General features: G+C 67.9%; 17 protein-coding genes and 1 pseudogene. 2 read left to right on the forward strand and 16 right to left on the reverse strand.

Annotated features, from left to right (window positions below; translation table 11 throughout):
- Window positions 1-48 precede the first annotated feature (48 nt).
- On the forward strand, window positions 49-858 hold the full coding sequence (locus tag QQS53_RS09955; protein WP_472775667.1) for a class I SAM-dependent methyltransferase: 810 nt from the start codon (window positions 49-51) through the stop codon (window positions 856-858).
- Here QQS53_RS09955 and der read toward each other — a convergent pair.
- From der to scpB, 4 genes are all read right to left on the reverse strand, one after another.
- Window positions 855-2,483, reverse strand: a complete 1,629-nt coding sequence (gene der, locus QQS53_RS09960; RefSeq protein ID WP_472775668.1) for a ribosome biogenesis GTPase Der — start codon at window positions 2,481-2,483, stop codon at window positions 855-857. The genes QQS53_RS09955 and der overlap by 4 nt on opposite strands.
- A complete protein-coding gene (gene cmk / locus QQS53_RS09965) occupies window positions 2,473-3,171 on the reverse strand; it encodes a (d)CMP kinase (protein ID WP_472775669.1) in 699 nt (232 codons plus the stop codon). The genes der and cmk overlap by 11 nt, the downstream gene beginning before the upstream one ends.
- Entirely contained in the window at window positions 3,172-4,107 is a 936-nt protein-coding gene (locus QQS53_RS09970) for a pseudouridine synthase (protein WP_472775670.1), read from the reverse strand. It abuts the gene before it with no gap.
- Window positions 4,108-4,233: 126 nt separating this feature from the next.
- Window positions 4,234-4,788 carry an SMC-Scp complex subunit ScpB gene (gene scpB / locus QQS53_RS09975; RefSeq protein WP_472775671.1) on the reverse strand — a complete coding sequence of 185 codons (555 nt, stop codon included), beginning with the start codon at window positions 4,786-4,788 and terminating at the stop codon, window positions 4,234-4,236.
- A gap of 136 nt (window positions 4,789-4,924) precedes the next feature.
- Between scpB and QQS53_RS09980 the strand changes: the two genes are divergently transcribed.
- The gene (locus QQS53_RS09980) at window positions 4,925-5,494 is read left to right on the forward strand and encodes a GNAT family N-acetyltransferase (protein ID WP_472775672.1); all 570 of its coding nucleotides are present in this window, start codon (window positions 4,925-4,927) and stop codon (window positions 5,492-5,494) included.
- Window positions 5,495-5,525: 31 nt separating this feature from the next.
- Here the strand turns inward: QQS53_RS09980 and QQS53_RS09985 are convergent, their stop codons facing one another.
- From QQS53_RS09985 to QQS53_RS10040, 12 genes and pseudogenes are all read right to left on the reverse strand, one after another.
- On the reverse strand, window positions 5,526-6,368 hold the full coding sequence (locus QQS53_RS09985) for a segregation and condensation protein A (RefSeq protein ID WP_472775673.1): 843 nt from the start codon (window positions 6,366-6,368) through the stop codon (window positions 5,526-5,528).
- Window positions 6,361-7,242 carry a ParA family protein gene (locus QQS53_RS09990; RefSeq protein ID WP_368519434.1) on the reverse strand — a complete coding sequence of 294 codons (882 nt, stop codon included), beginning with the start codon at window positions 7,240-7,242 and terminating at the stop codon, window positions 6,361-6,363. The genes QQS53_RS09985 and QQS53_RS09990 overlap by 8 nt, the downstream gene beginning before the upstream one ends.
- 144 nt (window positions 7,243-7,386) lie before the next feature.
- Window positions 7,387-8,316: a site-specific tyrosine recombinase XerD gene (xerD, locus tag QQS53_RS09995; protein ID WP_472775674.1), complete on the reverse strand. Its 930-nt coding sequence runs from the start codon at window positions 8,314-8,316 to the stop codon at window positions 7,387-7,389.
- 10 nt (window positions 8,317-8,326) lie between these two features.
- Window positions 8,327-8,965 carry an NUDIX domain-containing protein gene (locus QQS53_RS10000; RefSeq protein WP_472775675.1) on the reverse strand — a complete coding sequence of 213 codons (639 nt, stop codon included), beginning with the start codon at window positions 8,963-8,965 and terminating at the stop codon, window positions 8,327-8,329.
- A gap of 16 nt (window positions 8,966-8,981) precedes the next feature.
- Window positions 8,982-9,914 (reverse strand): copper transporter, encoded by a 933-nt coding sequence (locus QQS53_RS10005; protein ID WP_472775676.1) that lies wholly within the window; start codon window positions 9,912-9,914, stop codon window positions 8,982-8,984.
- Window positions 9,911-11,104: a putative cytokinetic ring protein SteA gene (steA, locus tag QQS53_RS10010; RefSeq protein ID WP_472775677.1), complete on the reverse strand. Its 1,194-nt coding sequence runs from the start codon at window positions 11,102-11,104 to the stop codon at window positions 9,911-9,913. The genes QQS53_RS10005 and steA overlap by 4 nt, the downstream gene beginning before the upstream one ends.
- A gap of 26 nt (window positions 11,105-11,130) precedes the next feature.
- Complete coding sequence (recN, locus tag QQS53_RS10015) at window positions 11,131-12,867, reverse strand: DNA repair protein RecN (RefSeq protein WP_472775678.1); 1,737 nt, start codon at window positions 12,865-12,867, stop codon at window positions 11,131-11,133.
- Window positions 12,868-12,897: 30 nt separating this feature from the next.
- Complete coding sequence (locus tag QQS53_RS10020; protein ID WP_472775679.1) at window positions 12,898-13,803, reverse strand: NAD kinase; 906 nt, start codon at window positions 13,801-13,803, stop codon at window positions 12,898-12,900.
- Window positions 13,800-14,615: a TlyA family RNA methyltransferase gene (locus QQS53_RS10025; RefSeq protein ID WP_472775680.1), complete on the reverse strand. Its 816-nt coding sequence runs from the start codon at window positions 14,613-14,615 to the stop codon at window positions 13,800-13,802. The genes QQS53_RS10020 and QQS53_RS10025 overlap by 4 nt, the downstream gene beginning before the upstream one ends.
- On the reverse strand, window positions 14,615-14,782 hold the full coding sequence (locus QQS53_RS10030) for a hypothetical protein (protein WP_472775681.1): 168 nt from the start codon (window positions 14,780-14,782) through the stop codon (window positions 14,615-14,617). Before QQS53_RS10030 ends, QQS53_RS10025 begins: the two co-directional genes overlap by 1 nt.
- Entirely contained in the window at window positions 14,782-15,768 is a 987-nt protein-coding gene (locus QQS53_RS10035; RefSeq protein WP_472775682.1) for an HAD-IIA family hydrolase, read from the reverse strand. The genes QQS53_RS10030 and QQS53_RS10035 overlap by 1 nt, the downstream gene beginning before the upstream one ends.
- Window positions 15,769-16,701 (reverse strand): annotated as a pseudogene (locus QQS53_RS10040) (hypothetical protein); the annotation flags it as partial.
- Window positions 16,702-16,955: the final 254 nt, after the last annotated feature.

Here is a 16,955-nt window from a genome sequence, read left to right on the forward strand (position 1 = left end):
GGGATCCATTCTATAAGGGAACGTGAGAAACAGGTAAGTTGATTAGCGATGTCCACACAGCCTGACCCGCGCAATTTCCCGTCCTACCGCCCGCCCTCGGAGAAGGAGGGCCCCGAGTTCCGCGGGGCCGCCCACCGCACCGCCACGGCCCGAGCCTTCGGGCACGGCGCCGGCACCTACCACGACGTGCGGCCGGCCTACCCGGCACAGGTCGCGCAGCTGTTGGCCGGCCACGCCACCGTGGTCGATATCGGGGCAGGCACCGGAAAGCTCACGGAACAGCTGGCCGCGGTCCCCGGCGTCGAGCGCGTTTTTGCCGTCGACCCCTCCGCCGACATGGCGCGGGTGCTGGAAGAAAACCTCGCGGTTCCGGTGTGGCGGGCCAAGGCCGAGGCCACCGCGCTGCCGGAGGCGAGCGTGGACGCCGTGGCGGCGGCGCAGACCTGGCACTGGGTGGACGTGCCGGCCGCCTGCGCGGAATTCGACCGGATAGTCCGCCCCGGCGGGCACGTGTTGCTGGTGTGGAACACCCTGGATGTCACCGATGATCCGTGGCTGCTGCGGCTTGCGCGCATCATGCACAGCGGCGACGTCCAGAAGCCCGGCTTTTTACCGGCCCTGGCCGCGCCCTGGACCATCGAGCGCGAGCTGCGCACGACCTTTACGCAGGAACTGTACCCCGCGCAGCTGCACCAGCTCATGCACACCCGCGCCTATTGGCTGCGCAACGGGGACAAGATCCACCAGCGGATGACGCACAACCTCAACTGGTACCTGCGCGAGCACACCGGGCTGAGCGACGACGACGCAGTCCGGCTGCGCTACCGCACCGACGCCTTCCTGCTGCGCCGCGCCTAGCGCTTCTTGCGGCGCTCGCGCACGCGCACCGCAATCCGGACCGGGGTGCCGTGGAAACCGAAGCGCTCGCGGAACTTGCGCTCCAGGTAGCGGCGGTAGCCCGCATCCAGGAAGCCGGTGGTAAACAGCACGATGGTCGGCGGCTGCGTGGAGGCCTGCGTGGCAAAGAGCACCCGCGGCAGGCGGTTATTCTTCATCGGCGGCGGGTTGGCCGCGATCGCCTCGCGCATCCAGTTGTTGAGCTGGCCGGTGGTCACGCGCTGATCCCAGCTCTCCAGGGCCTCGATCATGGCCGGTTCCAGCTTCTGGAGCGCACGCCCGGTCTCCGCGGAGATATTGATGCGGGTGACCCAGGGCAGGTGAGCCAGCTGCTGGTCGATCTCCCGATCCAGGTAGTAGCGCCGGTCCTCGTCCATCAGGTCCCACTTGTTGAAGGCGATGACCAGGGCCTTGCCGGCCTCGAGCACCATGTTGAGCACGCGCTGATCCTGCTCGGAGATCTCCTCCGAGGCATCGATGAGCATGACGCAGACCTCGGCCGCGTCGATGATGCCGCGGGTGCGCAGGGAGGCGTAGTACTCATGCCCCTGGGCGTTCTTGACCTTCTTGCGCAGGCCAGCGGTGTCGATGAACCGCCACAGCTGCTGGTCCAGCTGCACCAAGGAGTCGACCGGGTCCACGGTGGTGCCCGCGACGTTGTCGACCACCGCGCGGTTCTCACCGGTGAACTTGTTCAGCAGCGAGGACTTGCCCACGTTCGGTTTGCCCACCAGCGCCACGCGGCGCGGGCCGGCGGTAATCGAATGCGACCGCGGGGTCTCCGGGAACAGGCGCAGGACCTCGTCGAGGACGTCCGCGCCGCCGCGGCCGTGCTGCGCCGAGACCGGCCACGGATCGCCCAGGCCTAAGGCGTAGAACTCTGCGACGTCGGTGTACTGGTTGTCCGAGTCGAATTTGTTGGCCACCAGGATGACCGGGACCTGCGACTTCTGCAGGCGCCGCGCCATGACCGAGTCGGTCTCCGTGATGCCGACCTTGGTGTCGACCACGAAGACAATGACGTCGGCGGTTTCCATGGCCACCTCCGCCTGGCGGGCGATGGCCGCGTGGATGCCCTTGACGTTGGGATCCCAGCCGCCGGTGTCCTGGACGAGGAAGCGCTGGCCGTTCCAGTCGCCGATGTAGGACACGCGGTCGCGGGTCACGCCCGGGTGGTCTTCGACCACGGCCTCGCGGCGGCCCAAGAAGCGGTTGACCAAGGAGGACTTGCCCACGTTCGGGCGGCCGACGATGGCCACGGTGCACAGGGCCTCCGAGTCATACTGCTGGCCGCCCATCCCGTAGGCGGCCTCGATCTCGGCCCACTCCTCTTCCGTCAGCGGGGTCTCCGGTTCCTCGTCCTCGCCGTAGTCAGCGTCGCCGAACTCGGAGTCGTCGAATTCGTAGTCGAACTCCTCGGCATCAAAATCGGCCGCCGCCCAGCCCTCGTGGGGATCGCGCTCTAAAGTCTCCTCGGCCGGCTCGGTACCCGGGGTTTGCCCGTGCGGGTAGTAAAACTCGGTCTCGGCTTCGGGGGCGTTGTCGCGACCGTTGCCGGCGGCGTGGTCGTTGGGGTTATGAGTCATTACGGGACTCCTCTACTAGCTGCACTAAACGCTCTACCACCTCGGGGAGGCTGAGCTCGGAGGTATCAATGACGGCGGCGTCGTCGGCCGGGCGCAACGGCGAGGTCGCGCGGGAAGAATCCGCGGCGTCGCGGCGTTCCACGTCGGCGAGCACCGCGTCGAAATCGGACTCGCGGCCGGCGGCGAGGTTCTGATCGTGGCGGCGCTGGGCGCGCACCTGCGCGCTGGCCGTCAGGTAGGCCTTCGCCGGGGCGTCCGCCAGCACGACGGTGCCGATATCGCGGCCTTCGACGACCGCGCGGTGGGCCTGGTGGGCCAGCTTGCGCTGCAGGGCGACCAAGTTGTCGCGGACCTCGGGGATGGCGGAGACGGCCGAGACGTTCCGGGTGACCTCGTCACCGCGGATCTCGCCGGAGACGTCCTCGCCTCCCAGGAAGACGGCGGTCGTGTCCGGGTCGTCAGAGACCTCCAGCGGCAGATCCTTGGTGGCCTCGATGACCGCGGGGGCATCGGCCGGGTCCACGCCGCCGCGCAAAACCGCCAGGGTCGCCACGCGGTACATGGCGCCGGTGTCGACGTACTTGGCCGCAAGCCGCTTGGCCAGCTCGCGGCAGGTGCTGGACTTGCCGGTGCCGGACGGGCCATCCACGGCCAGCAGCAGGCCGTCGTTGGGCATATTGCTTAACATCTACATCCCCACTTCGTTGTACAGGCTGGTCAGTTCGCTGTCGTTGAGGGCGCGCATCTTGCCCGGCTTGAGCTCGCCCAGCTGCACCGTGTGGATCTTGGTGCGGACCAGGCGCTGGACCGGGTAGCCGGCGGCCTTGAGCATGCGGCGCACGATGTGTTTGCGGCCCTCGTGCAGCTCGAGGCGGATCAGGGAATAGCCCTGGTTCTTGTCCACGACCTGCACGAAGTCGGCCTTGGCGACACCGTCGTCGAGCTCGATTCCTTCCTTGAGCGCGCGCACGAGCTTCTTGTCCCCCTCGCCCAGCACCGTGGCGAGGTAGGTCTTGCGGACCTCGTACTTGGGGTGCATCAGGCGGTTGGCCAGCTCCCCGTCGTTGGTGAGTAGGAGCAGGCCCTCGGTGTCCGCGTCGAGGCGGCCGACGTGGAAGAGGCGTTGGCCGGCGGCCACGCGCTCGGAGATGAGGTCGCCCACACAGGGCCGGCCCATCTCGTCCGACATCGTGGAGTGGACTCCGCGCGGCTTGTTGAGCACGAAGTATTCCATGTCCTCGTTGACGTTGACGCGGGTGCCGTCCACGCGGATGATGTCCACGTTCGGGTTCACGCGCACGCCCTGGCGGGTGATCTTCTTGCCGTTGACTTCGACGCGGCCCTTTTCAATGAGGACCTCGGCGTGGCGGCGCGAGGCTACCCCGGCCTTGGCCAGGACCTTCTGGAGGCGCTCGCCCTGCTGGGCGGGCGCGGCGGAATCCGCGGAGTCTTCGTCGGCATACAGCCAGTCGGCGCCCAGTTCTTCGGCTACCGACTGCGCGGTCGCGGCGCGGTCTTTCTTAGAAACGTGCTGGTGGCGTGCCGGTTTGGCGTTCGAGACGATGATATCGTCGACGCGCTCCTTCTTGTCCGGTGTGCCATCGCGGCGAGCGGGTGGATTCACAGGTGCATCCTTTTCGAAATATGCAGTTGATTAGGTACCCCGCCATGCTACCCCAGCGCCCGCAGGCCACGCTAAACGCCGCGAGCAGGCCAAGAGCCCTAGCGCCCCAGCGCTGGGGCCCGCGCGCTAGTACTCCTCGTCGATGGCGTCGACGTCGGGCAGCAGCGGGGCTAGGTCGGGCAGGCGAGACAGAGAATCGATGCCCAAAAGCTCGAGGAAGAGCTCGGTGGTCTCGTAGCGGTGCGCCGAGCCTTCGAAGTCCTCTTCCGGCAGCTCCCGGATGAGCCCGCGCAGGGTCAGCGTGCGCATGACGCCGTCGACGTTCACGCCGCGCACGCCGGCGACCTGGGCACGCGTGACCGGCTGACGGTAGGCCACGACGGCCAGGGTCTCTAGGGCGGCGCGGGAGAGCTTGGACTGCGCGCCGTCCAGCACGAAGCGCTCCACCACCGAGGCGTTGGCCGGCCGGGTGTATAACCGCCAGCCTTCGGCGGTCTCGCGCACGTCGATGCCGGAGCCGCGCGCGTCGTATTCCTGCGACAGCTCCCGGAGCAAGTCGCTGACCACCGCGGTCTCCTCGTTCAGCGCCGCGGCGAGCTGCTCGACCGGCGCGGGGGCGTCCAGGACCAGCAGGATGGACTCCAGGCGGGAGCGCTGTTGGGAAATCATGGGCAAATCCATGCGCCACAGTCTAGACTCCCCCTTCCACCCGCACTAGCGTCACCGCCCGTACTGCCCTTCAAAACCCGGGCAAAAATTTATCAATCCTTAATACGCTCACACTTGACAGCACTTGTGACGTTAATAACATGGTGTCATGGATACAATCACACGAACTGACCGCCTGCTCCTCATCCCGCTGTCGACCGCCAACGTGGAAGAAGCCCACAAGGTCTACGGCGACAGCCGCATCTGGACGCACCGCCCCAACGCCCGCCACATGGACATCCGGACCACGCGCGCGCTGGCCGAGGTGGCCAGCAACTCCTGGTCGGAGCACCAGCTCGGCCCGTGGAGCGCCTATTTCCGCGACCGCCCCAGTGAGTTCCTGGGCGTCGGCGGCGCAGAATACGTCGACGGCGCCGGGGGCTTCTGGGACATCAAGTACCGCCTGCTGCCGGAGCACTGGGGCCAGGGGATCGCCACCGAGCTGACTAAGCAAGCCATCGAGTCCGCCCGCCGCGTCCACCCGGACGCCCCGATCACCATCCGCGTGACCACCAACCACCCGGCCTCCTCGCACATCGCGGAAAAATTCGGGTTGGAAAAGATGTGGGAGGGCCGCCGTATCGGCACCGAGGACAACCCGGACGAGCCGGACGTGCGCGTTTACGCCGACCGCCAACTGTCCGCCGAGGTGCTCGAGTTCATCCAGCAGCGCCCTTAAGACTGCCCCAGTACCCCGCTGTGGTTGCCGCCTAGTCCCAGTTGGCGGCGGCGACCACCGCGGGGTCGACGTCGAGACCGGTCCAGCTAACCGACAGCGGGCCGAGGGACTCCGGCTGCTCGGTGTCGACCGCCTTCGCCTTATACAGCTCGAGCAGCGCCAGGAAGCGGCCGACCACCTGCATGGATACCGTGCAGTCCCGGGTCAGGGCCGCGAAACTCATCCACCGGGCCTGGCCCAGCAGCTTGAGCGTGTCCATGATCTTGCCGGCCTGCTCCGGCACGGACACGGCCACCTGGTGCACGTGCCCGATGCCGACTTCCTCCGGCGGCTTCGGCCGGAAGACGCTGGCGGCCAGCTCCGCGAAGCTGGCGGGGCTGTGGCCCAGCCGGACCGGGGGCAAGAGATCGGCGAAGCGCTCCTCCATGCTGACCGCGCGCGGGTAGCGCCGCTGTGCGTGGCGCTGCCACTCGGCGAATTGATCCGCGACCTGCTTGTAGGCCTTGTACTGCAGAAGGCGCGCGAAAAGCAGGTCCCGGGACTCGAGGAGTTCCAGGTCCTCCAAGTCATCGACCTCCCCGCGCGGCAGCAGGCGGGCGGCCTTGAGATCCAACAGCGTGGCGGCCACGACGAGGAACTCCGTGGTCTCGTCCAAGTCCGCGTCCACCCCCAGGGCGCGGGTGTATTCGACGAATTCGTCGGTCACCTCCGACAGCGCTAGGTCGGTGACCTCCATCTTCTTAGACTGGATGAGCTGCAAGAGCAGGTCGAAGGGGCCCTCGAAGTTATCCAGCGCGATCCGGAAGCCGGTGATTTCAGGCTGAACCGGCTCCCCCGCCGGCGCCTCGGCTACCGCGGCCTCGTTCTTAGCCACGCGACGGGCTGGTGCGCTCAATGACCTCGAGCGCCAGGTTGTGGTACTGCGAGGCCGCCTGCGAGCTCGGCGCCCAGGTGGTGATCGGCTCGCCGGCCACGGAGGTCTCCGGGAAGCGGACGGTGCGCGTGATGACCGTGTCGAAGACCTTGTCCCCGAAGTACTCGACCACCCGCGACATCACCTCGCGGGCGTGCTTGGTGCGGCGATCGAACATGGTCACCAGGATGCCCAGGATTTCCAGATCGAAGTTGATGCGGTCGGAGACTTTCTCCACGGTGTCCGTCAGCAGCGCCAGGCCGCGCAGGGAGAAGAACTCGCACTCCATCGGGATAATAACGCCCTGGGAGCAGGCCAGCGCGTTGACGGTCAGCAGGCCCAGCGAGGGCTGGCAGTCGATGATGATGAAGTCATAGTCGCGGCGGACCGGGCGCAGCGCCCGGGCCAAGGTGTGCTCGCGGCCGACCTCGTTGACCAACTGGATCTCCGCCGCGGACAGGTCGATGTTGGCGGGCACGAGGTCCAGGCCGTCGACGGCCGTGTGCTTGATGGCGGAGTGGATGGAGGTCTGGCTGTCCAGCATGACGTCGTAGATCGTGTCTTCAATCTCGTCATGGGTCAGCCCCAGCCCCGCCGAGAGCGCGCCCTGCGGGTCCAGGTCCACCAAGAGCACGCGGCGGCCGAGCTCCGCGAGGCACGCCCCCATGTTGATGGTCGAGGTGGTCTTGCCGACCCCGCCCTTCTGGTTGCACATGGAGATGATGGTCGCGGGCCCATGGGAATCAAGGGGCGCGGGCTCGGGCAGCTCACGAACCGGCCGGCCCGTCAAGCCCACTTCGACCTCAGAGGCATCGAACAGACCATCGTCGCTCACAGTCACACCTGCTTCCTTGACTAGCTAGCGCGCCACGCAACGCCGGTACCGCAACTAGCAATTACACGCTTGTAATTAACACATTACCCTTAGACCGTAACGCGGCGACACCCAACCGTCACAGTCAAGGCTATTTGGTTGATTTTACGCGCGCGGGTGGGCCGTCCGCCACACCTCGCGGAGGGAATCCGCGCTGACGTGCGTGTAGATCTGCGTCGTCGTCACCGAGGAATGCCCCAGCAGCTCCTGGACGGTACGCACGTCGGCGCCGCCCTCCAACAGGTGCGTGGCAAAAGAGTGGCGCAGGGTGTGCGGGGAGATCTTCTTGCTCAACCCGGCCCGGGCCACCGCCTGCTGGATCACCGCCCACGCGGACTGGCGCGACAGGCGCTTGCCCCGGGTGTTGAGGAAGACCGCCGGGCTCAGCCCGCGGCTCAGAGCCGGGCGCCCGCGCACCAGGTAGGCCTCCACGGCCGCCTGAGCCATCGAGCCCACCGGCACCAGGCGCTGTTTGCCGCCCTTGCCTTCGAGCTTGATGATGCCCTCGCCGCCGGAGACTTCGTCCACGTCCACGCGCATCAGCTCCGAGATACGCGCGCCGGTGCCATAGAGCATCTCCAGCAGCGCGCGGTCCCGCAGATCCAGCGCGGTGGCCTCCGGGCCCTGGGGCACAGCATCGATAAGCGCCGAAACCTCGTCCACCGACAGGGTCTCGGGAAGGTGGGTGCCGGTCGAAGGCGGCGAGACCTCCGCGGCCACGTCGACGGCCACCTCCCCCTCGGTGACCGCGAATTTGTGCAGGCCGCGGGCCACCACCAGCGCGCGGTTGGCCGAGGACGCCGCCAACGGCCGGTGCCCGGCATAGCCGCGGCGCAGATCCGCCATATAGGCCTCGACCTGGCCGGTCGTCACGTCCTTAAGGTCACTCACCCCCGCCTGTTCCAGCCACTCCAGGTAGCGGTTGACGTCCCGGCGGTAATTGCTCAGCGTGTTGCCGGCGGCGCCGCGCTCGACGGCCAGGTGGTTGAGCCAGGTATCCGCCACCTCGCGCAGCGGGCTGTGGCTATCGCTCACCGCTTGTCACTCACAGCTTCTTCAGATCCGGGCCGGGCCGGCGCGCCGCGATCGAGCTCGGGCGCAGCTCGAAGGGGGCATCGACCCCGCGCAGGGTCCGCTCGCCCTGCTGGTAGGCGAAGGCGGCGAGAATGCCGGCGACCGCGATGGAATTGACCACCTGGCCGGAAAAGACCATGTCGACCGCCTCCCCCAGGTCGACCCAGGCGCGTTCCATGTCGGCTTCTTCGTCCCCGACAGCGTCCAGCAGCTCCACCTGGCGCAGGCTTTGGGCCAGGTAGATGCGGCTGGCCTCCTCGCAGAAGCCGGGCGAGGTCACGATGTCGGCTAAGACCGCCCAGTCTTCGGCGGCCAGGCCCGCTTCCTCCTGCAGCTCCCGCTGGGCGCCGTCGAAGGCGGGCTCGTCCTTGACGTCGAGCAGCCCGGCGGGGATCTCCCACAGCCGCTGCCCCACCGAGTGGCGGTACTGCCGGATGAGCGCTACCTGGCCCTTATCGTTGAGCGCCACGATGGCCACCGCGCCCATGTGCTCGACCACCTCGCGGTAGGCCTGGTGGTCGTCCGGCATGGACACCAGGTCCTTGCGGACGGCGATGATCGGAGCGTCCAGGAGGAGCTCCGAGTCGAGCGTTGCGAATTCGTGGGCCACGGTATCCCCTCTCGTGCTAGTTGGATTCCGGCTTGGCCGGCGCGGCGGCCTCTGCCGAGGCCGCGGAGCCATAGGCGCCGTCGCCGCCATCGAGCTGCTCGGCGACGGCGAGCACCGCCGCCATCCGGGCGAAGGAACGGTCCACCGAGTCCACGGTGGAGATGTGCGAGTCGGCGCCGCGCAGGGAGCCGATCACGCCGTCCGGGGCGGCCTGCTCCACGCGGCCCGCCACGACGGTGTTGTTCCCCACCTCGTCGATGGCCTCGGCGAAGGTGCCCAGCGTCTCCGTGGCGTAGCCTTCCTTCTCGGAACCGGTCACCAGCAGCACCGCCTGCGCCGGGCGCATGGTCCCGTCCTCGTAGTCGATGAAGCCGGCCTTGCGCAGCGCCTGCAGCAGCTGCGCGCGATCGTCCACGCTCGCCAGCGGCTGGGCGTCGTCCGGGTTCATGAGCATGGCCGCGCCCAGGGCCTGGCCGGCGTGGGTGCCGGGCGAGATCTTGTCCTCGCTCAGCTCTGCCCCCGCGGGCAGGGTGTTGGCGACGATGGACTTCAGCTCGTCGGCCTTGTCCTGGGTGAAAAAGTCCTGCGTCAGCTTGAGGTGGCCGGCCTTTTGCGCGCCGGCGCTGTGCAATAGGGACTGCAGCCCGCGGATATCGCCGTCGGCGGCGTCCGGGGTGCTGATGACCAGCACCGGGCGGTCGCTCAAGGTGTCCCGCACCGTCTCGGAGCTAAACTCCCGGACGACCGAGTCGGAGGAATTAGCCTGGGCGCGCGCGACCTCCTTGTCCTGCACGGCCTTCTCATAATCACTGTTGTCGTTGTTCCCGCCGGCGGTAGGCGCCCCATCCATCGAGGGGGCCAGCACCAGGGCACCTAGGGCCACGCCCGCGGCTACGCCGAAACCAAGCCCGGCGATGACGCCGCCGGGTACGGAGCTAGAGACTTTCACTTAAACCACCCTTGGACGGTCAAAGCCAGGTTATTCCAGGTGTCGACGAGGTTGTCGGCGAATCCGCCGTCGCCGCCCAAGCCGACCACCAGCACGATAACGGCCAAGGCGACCAGGATGCCCAGGATGGCCCACAGCCACGCGCCCCCGCCGCCGCGGTTGACCGTGTAGAGATTGATGATGGCGTCCGCGTCCACCACGCGGGTTCCCGCTTTGACCCGCGACAGGAGTGCGGCCGGCGTGGCATGCGGGCGGTCCGCGAAGACGTCGTCCAGGTCCACGGCGTTGCCAACCTGCACGATCATCTGGGCGTCGTGGTAGTCGGCCAGCAGCAGCGCCAGGTCCGTGGCGGACTGCGTGGCCGCGGGGAAGGTCATCGCGCCGATGCCCAGGTCCTGGATGCGCTCCAGCCCCTCGGCCGTGCCGTCCGGCTCGGCCGGCAGGATCACGCGCGCGCCGGAGCGCAGCGTCTCGGCGGCGATGCCCGCCGGGTTACCCACGATGAGATCCGGCTTGTAGCCGAGCTCCACCAAGGTGTCGGCGGCGGCGTCGACGCCGATCAGGTAGGGCTCGTACTCGCGGATGAAGTTGTGCAGATCCTTGACCTTGCCGCGGTGGCCCTCGGTGTCCGAGACCACGACGACCTTCCGGCCCTGCATTTCGGATCCCGCGTCCGGAACGCCGAGGCCGTCGATGAGCAGCGGGCCCTCGGAGTGGATGAACTCGATGGAGTTGCCGAAGTAGGCCTCCATGTGGTCGATGAGGCCGCGCTGGGCGTTGGCGAACTCGTCTTCGGCGGCGGCGCGCTCCACGAGCTTGCCGGTGCCGATCGCCTTGTCGCCGAGGTAGACGGTGCCGTCGTCGGTGATCCGCGCCTTCTTGCCGTCGCGGAACTCGGACATGAAGGCCTCGCCGAGGTCCTCCAGGAGGACCACCTCGGCGTCCAGCAGCATGTGCGGGCCGTAGTTCGGGATGGCTCCCGTGGTGAACTTGTTGAGGTTGATTACGGCAGCCGGGGAAATATCCACCAGGGCCTGGGCCTCCTGGCGGGAGATATCTGCGGCGCTAATGACGGCAATATCACCGGCATGGAACTTCTTCATGCCTTTGCCGCCCGGGGTGCAATCGCGCAATGCGCCGTGCAGCCCCGGCAGGTCGTCGTTGCGGGAAAACAAACTCATGTGTGGCATTGTCCCCCGTCGCGGGGCAAAAGTGGTCAAGGCGCGCGGAAAGATGCGACTTCCGCTTGCGCTTTGTCAAATAATTCCGCCGCGTGGGCGCGGCCGGTGGCCGTGTCGTCGAGGCCAGCCAGCATCCGGGCGAGCTCCTCGATGCGCTCCTGCCGGTCCAGGTTGGATACGCCGGAGGTCACGGTCTCGTCGGAGACCTCCTTGGCCACGTGCAGGTGGCAGTCCGCGTAGGCGGCCACCTGCGGCAGGTGGGTGACCACGATGACCTGGTGGTTGCGCGCGAGCTTGGCCAGCCGGCGGCCGATCTCCACCGCCGCGCGGCCGCCCACCCCGGCGTCCACCTCGTCGAAGACCATGGTTCCGCCCTCGTTGTCCGCGGAGAGGATCACCTCGAGGGCGAGCATGACGCGGGAGAGCTCACCGCCGGAGGCGGCGCTGGCCAGGGGCCGGGCGTCGGCGGCGTCGTTGGGCGCCATCGCGAGTTCGACCTCGTCCGCCCCGGTGCGCGAGTACTTCGCCGGCCGGACCGCGACCTCGATGCGCGCCTTGGGCATCGCCAGCCCGCGCAGCTCCTGGGTGACAGCCGCCGCCAAGTCCCCCGCCGCGCACGTGCGTTCCCGGGTGAGCACTTCCGCCGCGGCGATCATCTCCTTTTCGGCGGCGGCGACGTCCTTCTTCAGCTCCTCGAGGGCCTCGCTGGAGACGTCCATGGTGCCCAGCTTGGCCACCGCCTCGTCCCGCCAGGCGATAACCCCCTGGATGTCCGGGGCGTATTTGCGGGTCAACTGCTTGAGTTCCTGTTGGCGCACCAGGGACTTTTCCAGCAGGTCTGGGTCGGCCGGCAGCTGTCCCAAGAAAAGCCCTAGCTCGCCGGAGATATCCGCCAGCTGGGCGGTGATGTCTTGCATCCTCTCGCCTAGCGCCTGCAGCTGGGAATCCGAGCTGGCAGCCAGCGCTGCCGCGGCAGTCCCCAGCTGGGTGGAGGCGGCCTCCTGTTCGGCGTAGCCGCCGGCTGCCTCCGCCCCGTCCGCGCCCGAGATGCCCTCTGGGCCGTCGATGCCGGCCAGCGCCGTGGTGGCCGCCTCCCGCAGGGCGTCGACGTCCTGGAGCCGCCGGATTTGCTCGACCAGCTCAGTGTCTTCCCCATCCACCGGGCCGACCTTGTCGATCTCGTCGACGGCGAACTGCAGGCGGTCGACCTCTTGGGCCATCTCGCGGCGCGACTGCGTCTTGCGCTTGAGCTCGCGGGCCAGCTTGCGCCAGGCGGTGAACTTCTCGGCGTAGGCCTCGCGCAGGCCGGGCAGCGCTTCGTCGGAGCGGTCCAGGGCCGCCAGTTGCTGTTCCGGGGCGAGCAGGCGCAGCTGATCGTTTTGCCCGTGGATGGTTAGTACCTCGCCGGTGAACTCGGCCAGGGTCGCGGCCGGGACGGCCCGGCCGCCCAGGTGGGCCTTGGAGCGGCCGGCCGCCCACACGGTGCGGGTGGTGATGAACTCGCCGTTGTCGTCCGGCTGCCCGCCGGATTCCTCGACGATCTCGGCCGCGCGCGGGGAGGAGGTGGCAAAGGTGCCCTCCACGACCGCTTTCTTCGCCCCGCTGCGCACGCGGGAGGCGTCCGCGCGGGCGCCGGCCAGCAGGCGCAGGCCGGTGACCACCATGGTTTTGCCGGCGCCGGTCTCACCGGTGAGAACGGTCAGGCCGTCGGCCAGCTCGGCGCTCGACTTGTGGATGACACCCAAATCTTCGATGGTGATATCGGTTAGCACGCCTATCACTGACTCCTTCCGTGGGGGCGTTTAGCGCTGCGGGCCCCGCCAGCCCTCGACGGGGAGCCGCAGCTTGGACACCAGTCGGTCCGTGAACGGGTGATCGTCCAGCCGGACCCAGCGCACCGGGTGCTCGCCGCGCACGACCTCGACGCGGGAGCCGGGTGGCATGGCGATCTCGCGGAACCCGTCCATGTTAACCAACGCCGCCGACGTTTCGGAGGCGGATTCGACGGCCACGGTAGATTTCGGTGACACGACCAGCGGCTTGGTAAACAGCGCGTGGGCGTTGTTGGGCACTACCAGGATGGCATCCAGCTCCGGCCATAGCACCGGGCCGCCGGCAGAAAACGCGTAGGCGGTGGAACCCGTGGGCGTGGAAATCAGCACGCCGTCGCAGCCGAACGCCATGACCGGGCGGGCGTCCACCTCCAGGATGGCGTCCAAGACCCCGGAACGGTTCAGGTTTTCCATGCTGACCTCGTTGAGAGCCCAGCTGCGGCCGATCAGCTCGTCGTCGGGTCCGGTGACCGTGACGTCGATGGTCATCCGGTCTTCGATGCGGTAGTTGCGCGAGACCACCCGCTCGATGGCCTTGTCGAGGGATTCTGCCTCCCATTCGGCGAGGAAGCCGACGTGGCCCAAGTTGATGCCCAGCACCGGAACGTCCACGGCGCGTGCCATGTCAGCTGCGCGCAGGAAGGTTCCGTCCCCGCCCAGGACCAGTACCAGCTCGCAGCCTTCGGCTGCCGCCGCGGTGTGCTGGACGTGCGGGAAGTCGGGCAGGATCTCGGCCGGGGCGCACACGCGCACGACGATGCCGGCCTCGTCCAGCAGCTGCGCCGCCCGGTCCGTGGCGGCCAGGTTGGTGCTGCGGCCGGCGTGGGGGACCAAAAGGATTTCGCGCTGTTGTGTCACGGTGTTTTCCTGGCTCACTGCGGCCCCTCCTTGATTGCCTTGTCGATCATTGTCTCCAATTCTGCCTGCCCCGGCTGCGTCTTCGCCTCATCGGCGACCAGGTGCAGGAAGTATTCCACGTTCCCGCTCGGCCCGGGCAGCGGGGAGGCGCACACGCCCTGGCAGCTAAGCCCCAGCTCCTGGGCGAAAAGCGCGATGTCGAGCGTGACCTCGGCGCGCAGCTGCGGCGAGCGCACCACCCCGCCCTGGCCCAGGCGGTCCTTGCCGACCTCGAACTGGGGCTTGACCATCGGCAGCAGGAAGGCGCCGGGCCGCAGGCAGGAGACGATGGCCGGCAGCACCAGCTTCAGGGAGATAAACGATAGGTCGCCCACCATGGCATCGGCCGGCTGGCCGATGGTCTCAAGATCCAGGTGGCGGATGTTGGTGCGATCGAAAACATGAACGCGCGGGTCGTTCTGCAGCCGCCAGAGCAGCTGGCCGTAGCCCACGTCCACGGAGAGCACTTCCTTTGCGCCGTTGCGCAGGCAGACGTCGGTGAACCCGCCCGTCGATGCGCCCGCGTCGAGCACGCGCTTACCCTCCAGCGAGACGTCAAAGGCTCCCAGCGCGCCGAGCAGCTTGTGGGCGCCGCGGGAGGCCCAATCGTCCTCGGGGGCGTGCTCGACCCGGATGGAGGCCTCCGGATCCACGATGGTGGCCGGCTTGGCCGCCTTGAAGCCGTTGACGAAGACTCGGCCGCCCTTGATCATCTCGACGGCCTGCTCCCGGGAACGCGCGATTTTGCGCCGGACGAGCTCCGCGTCCAGCCGCCTGCGTGCTGGTGGCATCAGTTCTCCTGCAGCGCCGCACGCAGGACCTCGTGGGCGTTGTTGAGTTGATCGACTTCCTCCGGCAGGTCCCCAGCCGGTTCGTTGAAGATCTCCGCGATCTTCGCGTCCACGTCCTCCGGGCTGACCTGGGTCTGCCGCGGTTCGTGCGGGATGGGGCGTGCCATTACCACCACGCCCCGGTGGCCTGATCGGCCGCGTCGGAGGCCGGGCGCACATACCGCGGCGGGTGCGGCATGGCCCAGGCGACCTCGAGCACCGTCCGCAGCGCCTGCCCCGGGGTCGCCCCCGGGTCGCCGCCGCTCAAGATGATGTCCTCGCCGTCGACGCGGGCCGTGAAACCGCCCTGGGCGCCCGGGCGCAGCTGCGCCTCCGGCAGGTTGATATCGCCCATCGACTCGCCGATAAACGTGGGGCGCTGGTCCTTTTCTGCTTCGATGAGCGCCAGCGGGCCCGAGACCCCAGTCAGCACGTGAAAGGTGTCACAACCGGCGGCGTTGCCGCCCTGGATATCGGTGTCTAAGCGATCGCCCACTGCCAGCGGGGCCTTAGAGCCAATGTCCTGGACAGCCTGGGTGAACATGGCGGCGGCGGGCTTGCCGGCGGAGGCCGGCTGCACCCCGGTCGCCGTGGACACGGCCGCCACCAGCGAGCCGTTGCCCACAGCCAAACCGCGCTCCATGGGCAGGGAGGTATCCAGGTTGGAGGCGTAGAACTTAGCGCCGTTGCGAATAGCCAGGGCCGCCTCGGTCAGCTCCGCCCACCCGATGGCTGGGTCGAAGCCCTGCAGCACAGCCTGCGGGTTCTCGTCCGCGCTGGTGACAACGGTGAAACCGGCCTGCCGGGCCAGCTGCTTAAACGACTCGGCGCCCACGACCAGGACGGTCGCGCCGCTAGCTAGCTCCTCGCCTGCCAGGTTCAGGCAGGCCTGGGCCGAGGTCAGCACGTGCTTCGCGTCTGCCTGAATGCCCATTCCCACCAGCTTGTCGACGACGGCGCCGGGGCTGCGGGAGGCATTGTTGGTGATATACACGCACGGCAGGCCGCAGGCGTTGATGATGTCCACGCTGGCGCCGATGGGGCGGTCGCCCTCCCAGACCGTGCCGTCGAGGTCAAGCAGCAACGAGTCGTGCGACTCTAACAGGGAAGCCATCTATCCGATTTCCTTCACGCGCTCGGCCGCGTCGGTCCACTCGCCCTCATCGATGGCGACGGTGTGCTGGAACCAGTCCTTGGCCTCATCAGTGCGGCCGGCCAGCTCCAGCGCGTTGGCGTAGGCATAGGACAAACGGCAGGCGCTAATCCCGCGGTCGTCCTTGTCGGGGTTGAGCCGCGACAGTGTCACCACGGCGGACTCGTTCTGGCCCAGGTCCTGGCGGGCGCCGGCCAGAACGATCGCCAGCTCGATGCGGGACTCCTCGTCCAGGTCCTTCGCCTCCGGCTCCTTGGCTAGCTCCAGGGCCTTCTCCGGCTTGCCCAGGCCGCGCTCACAGTCGGCCATCACGGCCATCAGCCCCGGGCCGCCGGAAATACGGCGGGCGGCGCGCAGCTCCGAGAGGGCTTCCTTCCACTCCTGCGCGCGGTAGGCGGCGATGCCGTTGACCTCCCGCACCACGGAGACCCGCCCCGCGCGGTTCTTCGCCGCCCGGGCGTGACGCAGGGCCAGTTGCGCGTCGTCTTCCATCCAGGTCGCTGCCATGATCATGTGCTTGGCGACGGCCTCCGCGTTGTCCTTGGACAGCACCTTCAGGTCCTGCAGGACCATCGGGTCCAGGTCGCGCACGTCAATATCGTTGGGCAGATCCGGGTCCGCCATGCGCTGGTTTAGGCGCTCTTCGCGGAAGCCGCTGCGCTGCGGGTGGCTGCGACGCTGCTGGGAATTGGGCTTGCCACCGCGGCCCTTGTGGGCCGGCTTGCGCCCGCTCCGATTGCCGCGGCGCTCATCCCGGGAGCCTTCCGAACGCTTCCCGTAAGGCTTCCCGTAAGGCTTCCGGCCGCCCTTGTGGCCACCGCCGCGACGCTCACCGCCAGCGGAATCAAAAGACTTACGGCCACCTTCGTTGTCTGACATACCTAAATCCGTTTCTACCATCGCGACAGCAATCTAATACCCGCCCATTCTACTAGGCGTAGAAGCTCTATTAAGAACCCGCACCCGGGGTGCACTAACAGCACGTGGCTGAAGAACCATAAGGCCTCATGCAGGCACGAAAAAGCGCCCGGTAAGACAGTCATCGGGTGACTGCCCTACCGAGCGCCTCGAGTTATTGAATTATATGTTGTTGTTTGGTGTCGGCGGTAACCTACTCTCCCACAACCTCCCGGTTGCAGTACCATCGG

It is taken from the genome of Corynebacterium sp. 2571A (genome assembly GCF_055700935.1).

Excerpts from the sequence above, each read along its gene's own strand:
- der (WP_472775668.1), bottom strand. The coding sequence starts at position 2,483 with ATGACTCATAACCCCAACGACCACGCCGCCGGCAACGGTCGCGACAAC.
- scpB (WP_472775671.1), bottom strand. The coding sequence starts at position 4,788 with ATGGATTTGCCCATGATTTCCCAACAGCGCTCCCGCCTGGAGTCCATC.
- steA (WP_472775677.1), bottom strand. The coding sequence starts at position 11,104 with ATGCCACACATGAGTTTGTTTTCCCGCAACGACGACCTGCCGGGGCTG.
- QQS53_RS09980 (WP_472775672.1), top strand. The coding sequence starts at position 4,925 with ATGGATACAATCACACGAACTGACCGCCTGCTCCTCATCCCGCTGTCG.
- QQS53_RS10030 (WP_472775681.1), bottom strand. The coding sequence starts at position 14,782 with ATGGCACGCCCCATCCCGCACGAACCGCGGCAGACCCAGGTCAGCCCG.
- cmk (WP_472775669.1), bottom strand. The coding sequence starts at position 3,171 with ATGTTAAGCAATATGCCCAACGACGGCCTGCTGCTGGCCGTGGATGGC.
- QQS53_RS10025 (WP_472775680.1), bottom strand. The coding sequence starts at position 14,615 with ATGCCACCAGCACGCAGGCGGCTGGACGCGGAGCTCGTCCGGCGCAAA.
- QQS53_RS09955 (WP_472775667.1), top strand. The coding sequence starts at position 49 with ATGTCCACACAGCCTGACCCGCGCAATTTCCCGTCCTACCGCCCGCCC.
- QQS53_RS10035 (WP_472775682.1), bottom strand. The coding sequence starts at position 15,768 with ATGGCTTCCCTGTTAGAGTCGCACGACTCGTTGCTGCTTGACCTCGAC.